Genomic DNA, 16,107 nt, shown 5'->3' on the forward strand with positions numbered 1-16,107 from the left:
AAAAGCAAAGATACAAATGAGTTATGTATATTTGAGCATAGATTTTATAGTAGAAGGCTTTTATATTTATGAATACTTTTGATATTATTATTGCAGCATTACTACTTTTTGGCTTTGTAAGAGGTTTAATGAAAGGGTTGTTTGTAGAGGTTGCTTCACTAGTTGCTTTGGTTGCAGGAGTTTATGGGGCTATCCATTTTTCATACTTTATTGGAGATTGGTTGAAAACTAGTGTTACTTGGGATGAAAAGTATATTTCTTTGGCGGCTTTTGCTGGAACTTTTGTGGTCATAATTGTAGCTATAGCACTATTAGGAAAAATTTTAACCAAAATAGCTGATTTTGCAGCTTTAGGAATTTTGAACAAAATTTTAGGTGGTGTTTTCGGTGCTTTAAAAATTGGATTAATTTTAAGTGTAGTTTTTATTTTCTTCGGAAAAATGAATGATACTATTCCGTTTGTAAAAGAGAAAAGCCTAGAAGAGTCTATTTTATTTAAACCAGTAAAGAAGATTGCTCCAACGATTTTTCCTTCGATTATAAAAGACCAAGAAACACAAGAAAATAAAGATAATAAAGAGCTAGAAATAACAATATAAGTGCTGAGCCTCTTTAATTTGTTAAAATCTATCGGGTGTCATCTCTTAATATACTAAGACCAACTTCTCTTTTTAAACCCTTCCTCTGTATACTTTTTGTACTGTAACAGTTTTATAATTAGGTTTACACATTAAATCTATCAAAAAGTCAATATAAAATTTATATTGACTTTCTATTTTATTTCTTTTGCCCAACTATGGAGCTGGATTAGGAATCATTGTATGCACCGCTTCAATCTCTGCTAAAATATCTTCAGACAGTTCAATATTGATAGAATTGATATTCTCTTTTAGCTGACTCATTTTTGTAGCTCCAATAATATTACTAGTTACAAATGGTAACTGATTAATATACGCCAACGATAATTCCGTTAACGTCAACCCATATTTATTGGCTATTTTTTGATACTCTAAAACCGCTTTTTCTGAACCTTCATTTTTATATCTAGCGATAAACCTTGGAAATAAGGTTCCTCTCGCTCCCTCTGGAGTTTTTCCATCAATATATTTTCCTGTTAATACTCCTTGTGCTAAAGGAGAGTAAGCCAGTAAGCCAATATTTTCTCTCATAGAAACCTCAGACATTCCCACTTCATATCCTCTATGAATTAATGAATATGAGTTTTGAATCGTAACCATTCTTGGTAAACCATGCTGTTCTGCTGTTTGCAGATATTTCATCGTTCCCCAAGGAGTTTCGTTAGACAAACCTACATGTTTTATCTTTCCTTGTTTTACGAAGTCATTCAAAGTTTCTAAAATCTCTAAATGCTTTTCAGCTTCTTCTGCAGAAGTTTTATACGGATAATCACGTACTCCAAAACAGTTTACTCCACGATCTGGCCAATGCAATTGATATAAATCGATGTAATCTGTTTGTAACCGTTTCAAGCTACCTTCTATAGCTTCTGATATATTTTTTCTATTAAAGCCACCTGTCCTAATATGAGCTGTATAATCGCCTCCTCCAGCAATTTTAGACGCTAACACTACTTTTTCTCTGTTTCCTGTTTTCTTAAACCAAGAACCAATAATTTTTTCTGTTGCTCCGTATGTTTCTGGTGTTGCTGGTACAGAATACAATTCTGCGGTATCAAAAAAGTTTACCCCTTTCTCTAAGGCGTAATCCATTTGTTCATGACCTTCTGCTTCAGTATTCTGTCGACCCCATGTCATTGTTCCTAAACAAATTTTAGAAACTTTTACATCGGTATTGGGTAGTGTTGTGTATTTCATTTATTCTGTAATTATTAAAGATTTACTGTAAACCAATGATCATTTCGAAAGAGGTACAATTGAGAAATCTTTAATTTAAAAAGTTACTCCTTTATGAGATTTCTCGCTACCACTCGAAATGACGAATTATTTTAAAATAGCTTCAATTCCTGGTAAGGTTTGTCCTTCTAACATTTCTAACATTGCTCCTCCACCTGTAGATACATAACTCACTTTATCAGCAAATCCGAATTGTTTTACCGCAGCAACCGAATCTCCACCACCTACAAGTGAGAACGCTCCATTTTTAGTTGCTTCTTCAATAGCATGTCCTAAACCAATGGTTCCTTGCGCAAACTTTTCCATTTCAAAAACTCCTAAAGGACCATTCCATAAAATTGTTTTTGATTTTGCGATAACTTCAGCAAACTTTTCAACGGTTTTAGATCCACAATCTAATCCCATCCACCCATCAGGAATTTCGTTTGTATCTACTACTTGCGTATTCGCATCGTTTGAAAAAGCATCTGCAATAACAGCATCTATTGGTAAATGGATTTCTGTATTATTCTCTTTTGCTTTCGCTAAAATTTCTAATGCCAACTCTAATTTATCCTCTTCAACTAATGAGTTTCCTATCTTACCTCCTAAAGCTTTGATAAACGTAAACGTCATACCACCACCAACAATAATGTGATCTACTTTTTCAATAATATTTTCAATCACACCAATTTTAGACGACACTTTCGCCCCTCCTAAAATAGCGGTCACTGGTTTCTCTGAATTGTTTAATACCTTATCGATGCTTTCAATCTCAGTTGCTAATAAATTTCCGAAGCATTTATTTTCTGGAAAAAATTGTGCGATAATCGCAGTAGATGCATGTGCTCTGTGTGCTGTACCAAAAGCATCATTTACATACGCATCTCCCCATTTAGCTAATTGTTCAGCAAAAGCAACATCTCCCGCTTTTTCTTCTGTATAAAAACGTAAGTTTTCTAACAATAAAACTTCTCCGCTTTTTAAATTAGTTACTGCTTCTTCAACTACTGAACCAATACAATCATCAACAAACTTCACTTGTACACCTAACACTTCTGTTACCTTGCTAACAATATGACGTAACGAAAATTGATCTTCTTTTCCTTTCGGACGCCCTAAATGCGACATTAACACACAGCTACCACCATCTTCTAATATTTTAATAATCGTTGGTTTTGCTGCTTGGATTCTTGTATCGTCTGTTACTTCAAAACTATCGTTTAAAGGCACATTAAAATCTACGCGAATTAATGCTTTTTTATTTTCGAAATTGAAATCGTTCAATGTTTTCATTTTAAGTTGTGTTCTGTTTCAGCAAACAAAAATAATTATTTAAATCTGATTGGTTTCTATTCTTTTTGAGCTTTCAATCTTATATCTTTGTTAAACTTACATGCTTATTAATATGAACACAACATCTATAAAAATAACTTCTGAAAAACTTAATTTACAAGAATGTTACGATTTTGTAGCTGATCCTTCTTGTGGTGGAATCGCTGTTTTTGTAGGTACTGTAAGAAATGCTACACAAAACAAAAAAGTAACTCAACTAGATTTTTCTACCTACAAGCCCATGGCAATTAAGGAAATGCAAAAAATTGCGGATGCAGTTTTGGGAAAGTTTAGTGTAACAAAAATTGCTATTCACCATGCGGAAGGCTTGTTAACGATTGGTGATGTTCCTGTAATTATTACTGTTTCTTCTCCACATAGAAAAGCGGCTTTTGAAGCTTGCCAATATGCTATAGATACCTTAAAAGAAGCAGTTCCTATTTGGAAAAAAGAATTTTTTGAAGATGGTGAAGTTTGGGTGAATGCGCACCCTTAAAAACACTATATTTGGTAATAAGTCATTTCTAATAATGTAAATGCATAACAATCTTTATTGGGGCATTAGCTCAGTTGGCTAGAGCGTTTGACTGGCAGTAAATTATGGAGAAAAACCAAACCGTCGTAACTGCTTAAAAAACAACCACATAAAACAAAACCCACAAATCAACAATATGATGGTGGGCTTTGGTAGTGCAGTCTTATAAGTGTATAACATTATTCAAATATTCTCATATTTAATCCTCTAGTAGCTATTTCCTCATCAATATAATGTTTTTGTAAAGTTTTCATACTTCCATGAGAACTTAATTCAATCATATTTTTCCCTACTTCTTTATTTAGATAAGTTAAATAAGTCTTTCTTAAAACTTTAAATTTCATTCCTTCTCTATTAGGGTAGGCTTGCTTATAATAATGACTAAATCCTTTTGACAGGTTAGCCATCATTGTTTTATAACTAATCGTCCTTTTAGGTTCCAGAACATACAATTCACTCTCTTTCAAATCTTCAAACCCTAATTCTTGTAGTAACTCAAATAAATCTTCACCAACAGGAATATACTTCTTTTTAAACTTTTTACCTGTTATACGCTCTACTTTTAAATTATCAATTACAAACATGTAACAATTGTTCTTTCTACTAAAAAACAAGTCATTCCATGTCAACGTTACAAGCTCCTCATGCCTTAATCCAGTGTGTAAAGCTAATTTAAAACCATTAACTAGATAAGGTTTATAACGATTCTTTCGTTCCTTACGATTACCCCCTAGTTGCTGAAATGGAGTTTTATTTTCAACTGCATCTATTACATTGAAAAACTCTTCTTTTGTTATTGAATTGACATTACAAAGTACCTCATCAAGAATAACTTTTTTAAAAGGATTCTTCATAACAACACCAACCTCTTCAATCATATGATTAATAAATGATTTAATTATTTTCAGCTTTGTACTTAAACTTCCTATTGAATATTTCTCAGTTACATATTCATACCAGTAACCAACATGTTTATCACTAATGGAATCAATAGTCATCATTTCAATATTTATTTTCTTGTCTCTAAGTATATTAATAAACAGTTGAACATTGTTTTTAATTTCGTTTAAATGCTTTTTAGAAATTTCTTTTTTTAAATGCAACGGTACATCTATTCCATGTTTATACTCTAAAAACATATTGGCTGCATCAATAATTGATATGTTATTTAAATTTATCATATCTTTTATGGAATCCTCATTTAACACACCATTTTTTACGTCCTTCTTAAATTGAATTGCTGAAATTAATGCCTCATCATACTTTTTCGTTTTATACATTTTAGCCTTTCTTCCATTACTATAAGAAACAATTGATTTATAATGTTGGTATTCTTCATGTTTACACTGGTTAATGTTATGATGATAATACTGTTTTTTACATTTCGTACAATAAACTCGTAGACCATAATTATTTTTTTCAATTTTTAACCTCATCATTTTATAAATTTTCTTTTTTTGTTAGTAATTACACTATTCGCTTTAGGTCTTGGTTGAAACAACTTAAATATTGCTTGCACCATTAACTTATCTGTAGTTGTTACATCATATATCTCAAACCATTGGTTAGGGTATAGTTTCATTAGTTTTTCTACAACCAACTGTTGTCGCTTAAACTCAAATTGAAATTCATCAACATGAAGTCTATTTCCTATTTTATAAAAAGGAATATTATTCTCTTTTAACCATCTATTGACAGTCCTTTTGTCTTTTAAACTAAGTCTATCTGCTACTTCATTTAGACTTAAATTCTTTACTTTATATAAAAACATTCTTTCTTCTTCTCGTTTTATAATATTTCAGCTCTGTCCGAAAACAGAGCCTATATATTTTGTTATTATTTGTTCAGTTTTAAATTATTTGGAAATGCTTCATATTTCTGTCCATCTAATAGATTTCCAGCTTTCTTTTTATTTTCTCCTCCCCATTGTTTAAAGAAAAATGTAACATTCTGTTCATCACATTGATTTTTTATATCAATAACCCAATCTTTTTCCATTGGTCTTGCTTTAAAACCAGATTCACCACCTACAATTACCCAATGAATTCCAGATAAATCCATATTGTTTAGCGCTCCTAAAAGTGGTTCTGCTGATATGAATTTGGTTTTTGCTCCACACTTTTTTAAATCATCCATTCTATTTAACACTTCGGCATCTTCCACAGAAACCCCCATCCAAATGTTATCCGTCCAGTTTAGTTTATGACTTATCTCTGCTAGTCGTTCACTTCGCTTTGTCAAAATTTGATAAATATGTTGCGGAGTTTCATTCATTGTCTTGAATACTTTCTGAATGAATTCTAGCGGCACATCTTTATGAAATAAGTCGCTCATACTATTTACAAAAACAACTCTACCTTTTCTCCAACGCCTAGGTTCATCAATCTTATCTTCATGGAGCGTTAGTTTAAATCCGTTTAAATACCTAGGGTTTTTCATTGCTTTTAATCGTTTTGCCATTACTTCTGCATAACAAAACTTGCATCCTTTTGATACTTTATCACATCCTGTTACTGGATTCCACGTTTTTTCTGTCCATTCAATTTTACTTTTACTCATAATTTTTTCTTTTTTTTGCTATTTATCTCATAGCTAAACATTAATACTTTATTTTTTTGGTAACTATTGGACATAGTTATCCTAGTTCGATTTCACGTTAGTAAAATCAAGACATAATTCGTCCTATAGCCTTATTGGCTACTTTAAAAATCTATAGATGAAATTTGCTGAACTATTCTTTAGTTAACAGAATAGTTTTAAAATAGAATTGGCTAATTAACCAATCTTATACAAAGATACCCCTAAAAAATTGGAGATGCACGGATTTTTGAAAATAAATTTGTTTTTTATCAAAAAAAACACTATAGAATATTTTAAATAAAAATTACTCTTCCATCAAATTAAGCTGCTAATTCTATATCTTCAAAGACTAATTTTCTAATTTTAGCAACAGTTCCAAGTGACACTGAGTATAATTGTACACATTCCCTAACGCTAAAACCTCTTTTTAAACCTCCTACGACTTTAGAATATTTTGCTAAAAATTTTTCTTTATCCTCTTTTGTCCCTTTTGGTCTCCCACAATGAACACCATTAATTTTGGCTTGTTTCATACCAGAACGAATTCTAGCAATTGAAGTTCTTCGTTCATTTTTAGCGAATAGGGATAACATATGCAACATCATTTCTGTTTGCATATTCATCTCACCGTTTTCATTTAATGTTTCTGCATTCAAATCTTGTAAATAGATACTGATATTTAATTGGTGAAGTTCTTCAACAAGTTTTAGTGTTTCTAATGTTGAACGTCCAAGTCGTGAAACTTCTGTAACTAACACTTTTTGAAATTTACCCGCTCTGGCTTCTTCTAATAATTGTTGAATTCCAGCTCGTTCTTCATTTTTTTTAGCTCCACTTATTTTTTCAGTTATAATACTTACTACTTCATAATTAAATCTATCTGCTATTTTTTGCATATCCACAACTTGACGTTGATAATCCTGTTCCTGTGTTGAAGTTCTTCCGAAGATTGCTACTTGTACCATAATGATTAAAATTGATGTTAAACTTGTTTTACCGTTATAAAAAAAGGTTGACATCATTTTCAAGGTCATTTTGCTTGGTTTTCACCCTTTATTAGGGAGCCCCAGCCGTTATGGGAAATCGTACACCTTTTTTTATAACATGATTCAAGGATACAAGGAAAAACATTCCCGTGCCAGTATTTTTATAATTTTTTATTCACGGGAGACCCCGTCGTTACTAGTGTTGTTGTTTTTTGTTATACCTAAAACATCCAACCAAGGACTTTTAGTGATTTCAAAACTATTTATAGATAAAACAATCTATGAATACAGAAAATGGAATCAACGTGCTGTCGCTTTTCGACGGTATATCTGTGGCGCAATTAGCCCTAAAACAACTAAACATCCCAATCAATAATTACTATGCTTCTGAAATTGACAAGAATCCAATTAAAGTAACCCAGCATCATTTCCCAGGGACAATTCAGCTTGGTGATGTCCGTAGCATTGATACCTCTGAATTACTTCCAATCGACTTGATGGTATTTGGTAGCCCTTGTCAAGATTTAAGCTCATTACGTAAAAACCGTTCGGGATTAGCTGGTGAGAAATCTAGTCTATTCTATGAGGCGTTGCGTATCCTTCAAGAAGTAAAACCGAAATACTACCTAATGGAAAACGTTGGAAGTATGAGTAAACGGGACCGCAAAATAATTAGTGACTTACTCGGAGTTGAACCGATTCAAATAAACAGTTCGCTTGTTGGTCCCGCACTAAGAAATCGCTTGTATTGGACTAATATTCCTAATGTGAGTATACCAACCGACAACAAAATAATATTGCAGAAAAGCGTTGAAAATGGGTGGGTGGATAAACGTAAAGCGAATGCGATTTTGACAAAAAACGTTCCGTACACACGTAATGGATTGATACGTTATCTAACACGTAGCATTGGACAAGTAGTATTCTTGGATAAAGATTTCTGCTACGAGTCCAAGGAGCGAAAACTAGAACTAATTGAAGATATGAACGATGAAGAAGTAAAAAAACTCTTCAGACCGTTTACAATATCTGAGCTAGAAAATATGCAGACACTTCCATATGGTTATGTTTCTAGTATTTTAAAACCTACACCGGGTCGAAAATCAATCGGAAACAGTTTCACTTTGGATTCGGTAAAACACATTCTATCTCACGCAGATTTTAATACAACAATGGATGAGTAAACAACAAATACAAGACAAACTACAGGACCTAACCAACAGAATGCAGTTAAAAGATTTGGAGCTGAAGCAGTCTCAGTCCGAGGATAGGAAGAAGTTGCTTAGAAACGAAATTTTGATACTTCAGAATCAAATGGCGTTGGAACGCATACGATTGAAGATTCAACAACTACGGGACAACCGACCTTCCTAAATACCTTGATGAAAATTTTACCAAAATTTTTTCGAAGCAATGCGAACTGTGTTTTTTTCGCTTCGCTAATTGGTATAAGTAAGAAGGGTTACAGCATGTGAAAATCTTTATGAATACTAGGGGAGGGAGGTGTTTTTAGGGGTTTTAAAACTGGGTTGGTGATTTGTTTATACGTTGATGTGGAATCGCCCCTATGAGCATTACACGTTGTTTTAGTTGCTCAATACCCCTCGTTTTACGTGCTAATAAAGTTAACTTGGGTGACGTAGTTTTCCTTGATAAATAAAAACTAAAAAAGTAAGTTTAAATCCTTGACTTTTTAAAAATTGGTTAGTATAATAACCTTAATCATCTGGCATTTATACATTAAAATATCACTTTACATAACCTAGAATTAGGTATAAATAAGTTTGTTTTGAAATACTTGTCAGATGGTATGGATAAGCAAACTTTTTTATTTGACTTATCTACACACATTGATAAACCAGTTGTTTATTAATGTTTTTTAAATAACAAAAAAATAAAGTGATATGAGAAAATGTTTAACGTACAAGTGTTTCAAAATTGTAAAACACCAAAAGTTTTAAATGAGTATGATGTTAATCAAATACTAGACATCATCAAAAAAGGTAATGATAAATTACCTCTAATAAAAGTAGCTAGAGCTTATGGAAAATCTAGCACCAATTATAATAAGATAAAAACTGAATTACTTCCAACATTTAGATTTAATTTCAATTTTAAAGATTCAGCTGCTAATAAGAATATTACTTCTTCAACCAACTTAATTTATATAGATGTTGATGATTTAAGTGATATACCTAACAATGATTTAATTTATGCAAAATGGAAATCATTATCTACTAGTGGTTATGGTATATTAGTTAAAACTAGTAATGTTACTTGTGATAATTTCAATACTACTTATAAGGAAATAGGAGAATGTTTAGGAGTTGATGTAGATAATAATGCAGCTAAAGCAACACAACAAACAGTTTTAAGTTATGACCCAAATTTATATTTCAATCCTAACTCTATAACATATACGGCTAGTTCAATAAGTAATTCTACTAATATAAAAAAGGTGCCGTCCACCCACATAATAAAAAAAGAGAAGGGATGTATACGAGGGGATGGCACCTTTTCTGAGAGTACAAATACTAAGTTGAGATTCAATAATATCTCGGATTACTTTAATGATATTGATGATGATTACCTAGTATTTGAAGATAAGATAAACATATGTGAACCATACTTACCAATTATAGTACATGAAGGAAAAAGGAATAATACTATGTTTTATCACCTTAGCCAACATAAGATGTTAAATCCACATTTAGAATTTAATTCTTTAAAAGGTCTATCATATAGTATCAATAATAGAATGGTACCAAAGTTATCAGATAATGAAGTAGACTTAATTATTAATAGCGTATTACGAGGCTATGAAAATGATTCATTATATATGATACTTAATAAAGAACGTAAGTTTCTGTTTAATCCAGAATCTAATCTAACATTTAATGATAAAATGAATATCGTTAATAAAAAGAATGCTCAATTGAAAGTTGATAAAACCAAACAGAAAATATATGATGTAATTGAAAGTTGGGATTTTAAAACAAATGGTAAAATAACTCAAAAGAAAGTAGCTGAATTAAGTGAATTATCTATTAGAACCGTAAAAAGATATTGGTCTGACTTTAAAGAATATGCTATAGAACTTAATAGTGAATATAAATCTAAATTGTAATTATAAAGTGAAATCCGCACGATCGTGCGGATTTTATCTTTATAACATTATGTAAACTATATATTATTTCATAAATAAATTATTCTTCAATTTTCCATTAACATCAATTTCATCAATAATTATTTTTGAGATTCGTTTAATGTCAGAATTCTTTTGATAACCTAAATATGGACTTGATATGTCTACCAATATTTGACCAGTTTTATTATATCCTATATAGTCTACAGTTCCATTTTTTTGGGGTATAACGATTGTTTGAGTTACTTGCATTGTTGACTTATTAATTATCTGTAGAATTGGATTTTGATAGCCCATATAGCCTTTAGACTTGGTGTAACCACCAATAACTAAGTAATCTTTTGACTCTGCGACATGATGAATATAATAGAAATCCCTAAGTGTTTTTTGTTTGACCAACTTTAGGTTTTCATCGTATAATTTCAATTCATACAAATAAGGTTTGTTTGCTCCTTGAGGTCTTAAATCACTATAGGTGTTTACAAAACCACCAGAAAAAGGCAAGTAAAATACGTCTCCGCTACTCTCGGTCATATACCTATGCTCTCTGAAAAATTCACCTTCTGATAATATTGAGCTCTTAATTACTTTTTGCTTTGATGTTTTCAAATCTATTTGAACTGGTAGTAAATTGTTTTTTACTAGTAAGAATACCGTTACAATATTATCATGCTCAAATACTCCTTTAATTCCCCAATCTGTACTTATTTTTTGTACGCCATTAGAAGTTTGTAACAGTCCGCTAAAAATATTCTGATTATTAAATGAGGTGCTAATTTTGGATAAATTCACTTCTATTAATTTGCCGTCTTGTGTTTTTGAAATGAATAAATGACGTTTTTTATCAAACTTAGACCTTGTTTTAATAGCGATGAATCCACAACCTAACTTATACCTTTCAATTTCATGCGTATCAATGCTTCCATCGCTACTTAATTCAAAATTATTTTTATAGAACTTTTCATTTAAATAGTTTCGACTATTGGACATATAATTTCTAAAAACCGTAATTCCCTTATTAGTGAATTTAGCAGAATATATCTTATCGTAGTCTTTCAAAGAATTATTATTTCTAAATACTGTAATGTTTTCTATACTTTGAGAAGTATTTAAAGCGATAATATTATTTCTTTCTTTGGTTATAATAGAGAACTCATTTTTTGGAACACTCTTGCTTCTAGCATAGTATTTTGCCACAGCTCGTAGCGATAGAATGTCACCTTCTTTATTTATAACTGTTTTGTGCGTTCTATTTGAAACTAAAGTGTATGGAATATGGCTTCTTATTTTTCCACTTGTAATAATTTCTTCTAGTTTAACTGTGTTTTTTTGGCTTACTAGTGTGTTACTGATACCGAGTAATCCAATCAGTAACATTGCTTTAATTTTCATATTAATTATTGTTTTATTTTTTATGGAAGTTTAATTTTTGATGTACCTACTCTGAAATAAGAATTAGGACTAACGCACTTTACTTTGGTAACTTTTGAATTCAAGCGATTATCTCGTTCAATCCAAACTGCTAGATGTTTAATTCTATCATTATCAAACTCATCACGTACTTTTCTATAGTAGATTAGCACCGACCAATTGGAATACATTTGTGAAGACAGCACCTTATTAGGCTTTCCTAATAACTTTTGCACAGTATATTTACTTTCTCCAAAGATTCGTGTTTTAACTGTATTAAAAGGTTTGATATTGGAGTTATACGACTTCTTTGGTGTTTCTTTTTCATTCATATCACCACTTAAATCTAGCGGAATATCTGGTGGTGGTTTTGGTACGTGATTTCCAAAAATTTCATCACGAAAGAGATATGATGAAGCTATTATTACAAAACCAATAGTTATTACTAGAATCTTTTTTGTTTTCATTTTAATTATTATTTCCTTCAAATATCATTAAAAAAACCAAATACCCCAAATCTGGGTCACTCTATTTTTTAAGATACTTGGAAATTTACTTTATGTTAACAAAAAAGCAAGAGCAAGAAATCTTAGTATCGATAGGAAAAAAAATACGAGAAGTCAGAGAAGAACGAGGGCTTACGCAGTTCAATCTTGCTTATGATGCCGATTTATCAAAAAATCAAATTGGAAGAGTAGAAAGAGGAGAAAATAAATTATCTATAATTGCTATTATCAAAATAGCTAAAGCTCTTAATGTCCATATATCTGAACTATTATCATTTGATATTATAAAAGAATAAACTTCAAAAAAAGCTTAAAAATTGGAACAGAATAAAAGTTCAATTGATTTACCAAAGTCAATAACAGATTCAGCAAAACTAATTTACGTATCAGCTTTATTTGGAATTATAAATCCAATAATAGTTGAATTAACCACAAAGATTAAAAATTTCTCAAATCCAATAAATCTAGCTATAATTCTAATTAGCACAGGAGTTTTAGTATTATTTGCATATAATATTAACAAAGGAAAGAACTGGGCAAGAATTATTTTTACTGTATTATGCGGTTTAGGTTTATTAATGTCTCCGTTTGTTATTTCTGATAGTTTTAAACTAAATCCAATAATAGGTGTTTTATCTCTTGCTCAAGCAATTTTACAAATATTAGCAGTAGTTTTAATGTTTAAAAGAGACTCAAGAAAATGGTATAGAATGAAAAAATAATTTTTTAAAATTAGACAAAGAAATAGAAAAAAGGGTCATTAAGATATATCTGATTAAAAACAAAAAGATGAACCTAATGCTTATTTAATGAAAAAAAAACATATGAAAAAGAGGGGAAATGATGATATACATCCTAGATTTTTAGTAGAAAATCAAATATATTTCGACACATCTTCAATCAATGAAATAATAAGCAATCCTATAGAAGATTGTATTGCTACTCAACACTTATGGGCTAAAAAAGGCAGACGTATGTGTATTTCTGCATTAAATCTTTATGAAATTTTTAAGACCTCAAACGAACAAAAGAGAGAAGAAATCATATATAAAATAGGAGTTTTATTCTACGGTAGTTCTGGCTATATGGACACTCCTACAAGAATTCTTTTCGGTGAAATATTGGAATATGGAACAGGTGAGCTTACAGATTTTGAGAAAGCACTTAGGGATAGTTGGTTTAATGTTAAAAGAAACCCCAAAAATGTTGGGTTTAATTTGGACTTTGAAGATTTTAACGAAAGAAGAAATCAGCAAAAATTTTTATTTAAAACTCTTAAAATTGTTTTAAAAAAAGAGTATGAGCAAATGGGAGAAGAAGAAGTTTTTACACTTAGAAATGATATCGACCCTGTATCATTTATGGCTATTATGGGAATAAAAAAAATAATTAATAAGTTCCCGAAAATTGAAGCTAATAACCGTAACCATGTAACCTTAGTTCTAATATATTTTATTTTTTGCTTTGGAATTGAACCTCAAAACGATTTTATTGAGGACTACTGGAAATCAAAAAATAATGATAAATTAGAAAGCATACTTGCTAGAGCATTTTATTTGATAGAAAATTATTATGAAAGCTTGTTTAATTCTCCCTTTCTTAAAATGATGACTGATTTTATTATTCATGAATCTTCTAATAAAGGAATAGGTAGAGGTACAATGTCTGATGCTCTACATTTAATCTACTCATTTTATTGTTTGTTTTTCATAACTGACGATAGAGGCATTATAGAATATGCAAAAACTGAAAACTTTTTAAAACCTAGAGTTTTTTCTGTTAAAGAAGATTTTTCAAAAGTAAAAGAAAAAAACTCTGATAAAACAATATTAAGTAATATAACACAATATTTGTTTAGGTTAATTACAAGTTTACATGAGAGAATATTAGTTTATTTCAAAATACAGCAATAGAATTTCAATATTTCACTAAAAACTTTGAGTGAAATATGTAAATCTAGAGAAGTTAGTTTAGCTGGTTTCTTTAAAAACATAGACATTTATTGAATATAATAATACTAGAATAATGTTGATCGCTAAGCGAATCAACATTATTTGTTTTTAACTTTTTCATTAATAGAATTTTTCTTTGTACCAACAAACGAACTTATTATTTTAGATATTGGGAGTATTTTAAGTAGTTTACTCCAAGAGTTTGTTACTCTTTTTGCTTGTTTATCATTCATTATCCAAAATAAAATGGTTAATACAAAAATAAACGTAAGCACTATTACTAAATTTATACTCATAATTGTTATTGTTTTTTACTTTTTATTTACCAAAATTACAGGTGCTTAATTCTTTCCAGAAGATTATAAGCAAGGTTTGCAACTATCTTTTTTTACTTAATATTATTTCCTTATGTCCTCGACAGGATTCATAACTGTGACCTTATGCTTAGAAGACAGATGCTCTATCGTGACATGTTTTAATTGATTTTCAAAAGTGAGTTTTAAAACTTTCAAAAAAAAGGACATCATTTTTTAGTCCTTTAACAGCAAGGTATGTAAGTGGCTTAAAAAATAAAAGGACAACTACTTTTGCGTTCCGTAGTTTCATTCATTTCCTTTAAAAACAAAGTTAATTAGGTGTTTTTTTACCCATCGCGGACAATTACGACAATTAAGTTTTAGAAGTATGAATGTCAAAACTTCGCAGTCAATTAAATTGAAAATAGATATTAATTCATTTAGTTTTATACTAAGACAAATTATTAACAACATTAAAATCAATTATTATGAATAATTTTTTATCTCTTTTTTCAATTCTATTAGCAGTTTTATTAACAATTTTAAAAAAGAAAGACAAAAAAAGATTAAGAAAAACTTTTATAAGTTTAGGTCAATCTAATGCATTAAAAAACTTTAATTTCGGAATGGTATATCTACTAGTAGCTTTATCTATACCCTATGCTTGCTGTGTTGTTATCATATTATTATCCAAAGGATATGACATATACAGCTCGTTAGTTATATCTTCAATATTTCCGCTATCCGCTTTACATATTGTTTATAGAACACATAAATTATATGAAGACACAAGAGTTAAAAAAGAATAATTATAACAACAAAGACCACACTAAAAAAGTGTGGTCTTTTTACTTATTTTAATTATGTTACTTCACTCTAAGAATTATCTTCTACAGTAGCATTTGGTGCATTCTTTTTTACTGAAGCTATACCATTTTCCATGGCATCCTTACTTGAATACATCTCACTTGTTCCGATGATTTGTCCGTTAGCTGCTTTTAGATTAAAGTATGGACTTCCATCTTTAGCAGTTAATCTATCATACTTGTTATCATCTTGTGAATTTGTTTTAACAGATTCTATTCCGTTATTACAAGCTGCCTTAGTTGTATAAGCTTCACTAACTAGAATAGTTTGTCCATTTCCAGCTTTTAAGTTAAATCTAAATTGCCCAGATTTATCGGTTTTGATTTCAAATTTTGACATAGTATTTTTATTTTATTTCTTATTTTTTTAAAAATAATGAGATACTCTCACAAAAACAAAAGAAGGATTGTTTTTTGTTTGTTTTAAATTATAGTCCTTTAACCTTAAGTTTACTCAATAAATTAGAATCATATTATTTTTTATTATATTTATAGTGAAGAATATTTAAGTTAAAGTCGACTAATTTTTTTGCCTTGAAGAGTATAATCTAAATATAGATTATCTTAACAATCAATTAAATCCATGATAAACTTTAACTCATTTTATATAACAAGAAACTTATTAATTCGTTAATTTGCAAAA

At 30.0% G+C, this 16,107-nt stretch carries 18 protein-coding genes; 8 read left to right on the forward strand and 10 right to left on the reverse strand.

Features of this window, described 5'->3' with window-relative positions; genetic code table 11:
• Positions 1-68 precede the first annotated feature (68 nt).
• On the forward strand, positions 69-599 hold the full coding sequence (locus MHM83_RS01775) for a CvpA family protein (RefSeq protein ID WP_159611057.1): 531 nt from the start codon (positions 69-71) through the stop codon (positions 597-599).
• A gap of 195 nt (positions 600-794) precedes the next feature.
• Here MHM83_RS01775 and MHM83_RS01780 read toward each other — a convergent pair whose 3' ends face one another.
• Together MHM83_RS01780 and MHM83_RS01785 are read right to left on the reverse strand one after the other, a co-directional pair.
• A complete protein-coding gene (locus MHM83_RS01780) occupies positions 795-1,835 on the reverse strand; it encodes an NADP(H)-dependent aldo-keto reductase (RefSeq protein WP_159611059.1) in 1,041 nt (346 codons plus the stop codon).
• A 126-nt stretch (positions 1,836-1,961) separates the two neighbouring features.
• Positions 1,962-3,149: a phosphoglycerate kinase gene (locus MHM83_RS01785; protein WP_239178223.1), complete on the reverse strand. Its 1,188-nt coding sequence runs from the start codon at positions 3,147-3,149 to the stop codon at positions 1,962-1,964.
• A 112-nt stretch (positions 3,150-3,261) separates the two neighbouring features.
• Here MHM83_RS01785 and MHM83_RS01790 point away from each other — a divergent pair, with 112 nt between their 5' ends.
• The gene (locus MHM83_RS01790) at positions 3,262-3,684 is read left to right on the forward strand and encodes a molybdenum cofactor biosynthesis protein MoaE (protein WP_239178224.1); all 423 of its coding nucleotides are present in this window, start codon (positions 3,262-3,264) and stop codon (positions 3,682-3,684) included.
• A 218-nt stretch (positions 3,685-3,902) separates the two neighbouring features.
• Here the strand turns inward: MHM83_RS01790 and MHM83_RS01795 are convergent, their stop codons facing one another.
• The 4 genes from MHM83_RS01795 to MHM83_RS01810 all read right to left on the reverse strand — a co-directional run bounded on the left by MHM83_RS01795 (position 3,903) and on the right by MHM83_RS01810 (position 7,325).
• Complete coding sequence (locus MHM83_RS01795; protein WP_239178225.1) at positions 3,903-5,162, reverse strand: tyrosine-type recombinase/integrase; 1,260 nt, start codon at positions 5,160-5,162, stop codon at positions 3,903-3,905.
• Positions 5,159-5,494, reverse strand: coding sequence for a helix-turn-helix domain-containing protein (locus MHM83_RS01800; RefSeq protein ID WP_239178226.1), 336 nt, complete (start codon positions 5,492-5,494; stop codon positions 5,159-5,161). Before MHM83_RS01800 ends, MHM83_RS01795 begins: the two co-directional genes overlap by 4 nt.
• A 65-nt stretch (positions 5,495-5,559) precedes the next feature.
• On the reverse strand, positions 5,560-6,282 hold the full coding sequence (locus MHM83_RS01805) for a DUF5131 family protein (protein ID WP_239178227.1): 723 nt from the start codon (positions 6,280-6,282) through the stop codon (positions 5,560-5,562).
• Between the two features lie 341 nt (positions 6,283-6,623).
• The gene (locus MHM83_RS01810) at positions 6,624-7,325 is read right to left on the reverse strand and encodes a recombinase family protein (protein WP_239178228.1); all 702 of its coding nucleotides are present in this window, start codon (positions 7,323-7,325) and stop codon (positions 6,624-6,626) included.
• A 245-nt stretch (positions 7,326-7,570) separates the two neighbouring features.
• On the opposite strand from MHM83_RS01810, the gene MHM83_RS01815 reads away from it, so the two are divergent.
• The gene (locus MHM83_RS01815) at positions 7,571-8,473 is read left to right on the forward strand and encodes a DNA cytosine methyltransferase (protein ID WP_239178229.1); all 903 of its coding nucleotides are present in this window, start codon (positions 7,571-7,573) and stop codon (positions 8,471-8,473) included.
• 728 nt (positions 8,474-9,201) lie between these two features.
• Positions 9,202-10,416: a BT4734/BF3469 family protein gene (locus tag MHM83_RS01820; protein WP_239178230.1), complete on the forward strand. Its 1,215-nt coding sequence runs from the start codon at positions 9,202-9,204 to the stop codon at positions 10,414-10,416.
• Between the two features lie 63 nt (positions 10,417-10,479).
• Here MHM83_RS01820 and MHM83_RS01825 read toward each other — a convergent pair whose 3' ends face one another.
• Together MHM83_RS01825 and MHM83_RS01830 are read right to left on the reverse strand one after the other, a co-directional pair.
• The gene (locus MHM83_RS01825) at positions 10,480-11,826 is read right to left on the reverse strand and encodes a hypothetical protein (RefSeq protein WP_239178231.1); all 1,347 of its coding nucleotides are present in this window, start codon (positions 11,824-11,826) and stop codon (positions 10,480-10,482) included.
• Positions 11,827-11,846: 20 nt separating this feature from the next.
• Positions 11,847-12,311 (reverse strand): hypothetical protein, encoded by a 465-nt coding sequence (locus MHM83_RS01830; RefSeq protein ID WP_239178232.1) that lies wholly within the window; start codon positions 12,309-12,311, stop codon positions 11,847-11,849.
• Positions 12,312-12,403: 92 nt separating this feature from the next.
• On the opposite strand from MHM83_RS01830, the gene MHM83_RS01835 reads away from it, so the two are divergent.
• From MHM83_RS01835 to MHM83_RS01845, 3 genes are all read left to right on the forward strand, one after another.
• Positions 12,404-12,646: a helix-turn-helix domain-containing protein gene (locus tag MHM83_RS01835; RefSeq protein ID WP_239178233.1), complete on the forward strand. Its 243-nt coding sequence runs from the start codon at positions 12,404-12,406 to the stop codon at positions 12,644-12,646.
• A 21-nt stretch (positions 12,647-12,667) separates the two neighbouring features.
• Positions 12,668-13,072: a hypothetical protein gene (locus MHM83_RS01840; RefSeq protein WP_239178234.1), complete on the forward strand. Its 405-nt coding sequence runs from the start codon at positions 12,668-12,670 to the stop codon at positions 13,070-13,072.
• An 87-nt stretch (positions 13,073-13,159) separates the two neighbouring features.
• The gene (locus MHM83_RS01845; RefSeq protein ID WP_239178235.1) at positions 13,160-14,263 is read left to right on the forward strand and encodes a hypothetical protein; all 1,104 of its coding nucleotides are present in this window, start codon (positions 13,160-13,162) and stop codon (positions 14,261-14,263) included.
• 137 nt (positions 14,264-14,400) lie between these two features.
• On the opposite strand, the gene MHM83_RS01850 is transcribed toward MHM83_RS01845, so the two are convergent.
• Positions 14,401-14,598, reverse strand: coding sequence for a hypothetical protein (locus tag MHM83_RS01850; RefSeq protein WP_239178236.1), 198 nt, complete (start codon positions 14,596-14,598; stop codon positions 14,401-14,403).
• 488 nt (positions 14,599-15,086) lie between these two features.
• On the opposite strand from MHM83_RS01850, the gene MHM83_RS01855 reads away from it, so the two are divergent.
• Positions 15,087-15,407 carry a hypothetical protein gene (locus MHM83_RS01855; protein ID WP_239178237.1) on the forward strand — a complete coding sequence of 107 codons (321 nt, stop codon included), beginning with the start codon at positions 15,087-15,089 and terminating at the stop codon, positions 15,405-15,407.
• A gap of 67 nt (positions 15,408-15,474) precedes the next feature.
• Here the strand turns inward: MHM83_RS01855 and MHM83_RS01860 are convergent, their stop codons facing one another.
• Entirely contained in the window at positions 15,475-15,804 is a 330-nt protein-coding gene (locus MHM83_RS01860) for a YegP family protein (RefSeq protein WP_239178238.1), read from the reverse strand.
• Between the last annotated feature and the right edge of the window lie 303 nt (positions 15,805-16,107).

Origin of the sequence: Tenacibaculum sp. Mcav3-52, from assembly GCF_022347665.1 — a bacterium.
Classification (GTDB): domain Bacteria; phylum Bacteroidota; class Bacteroidia; order Flavobacteriales; family Flavobacteriaceae; genus Polaribacter; species Polaribacter mesophilus.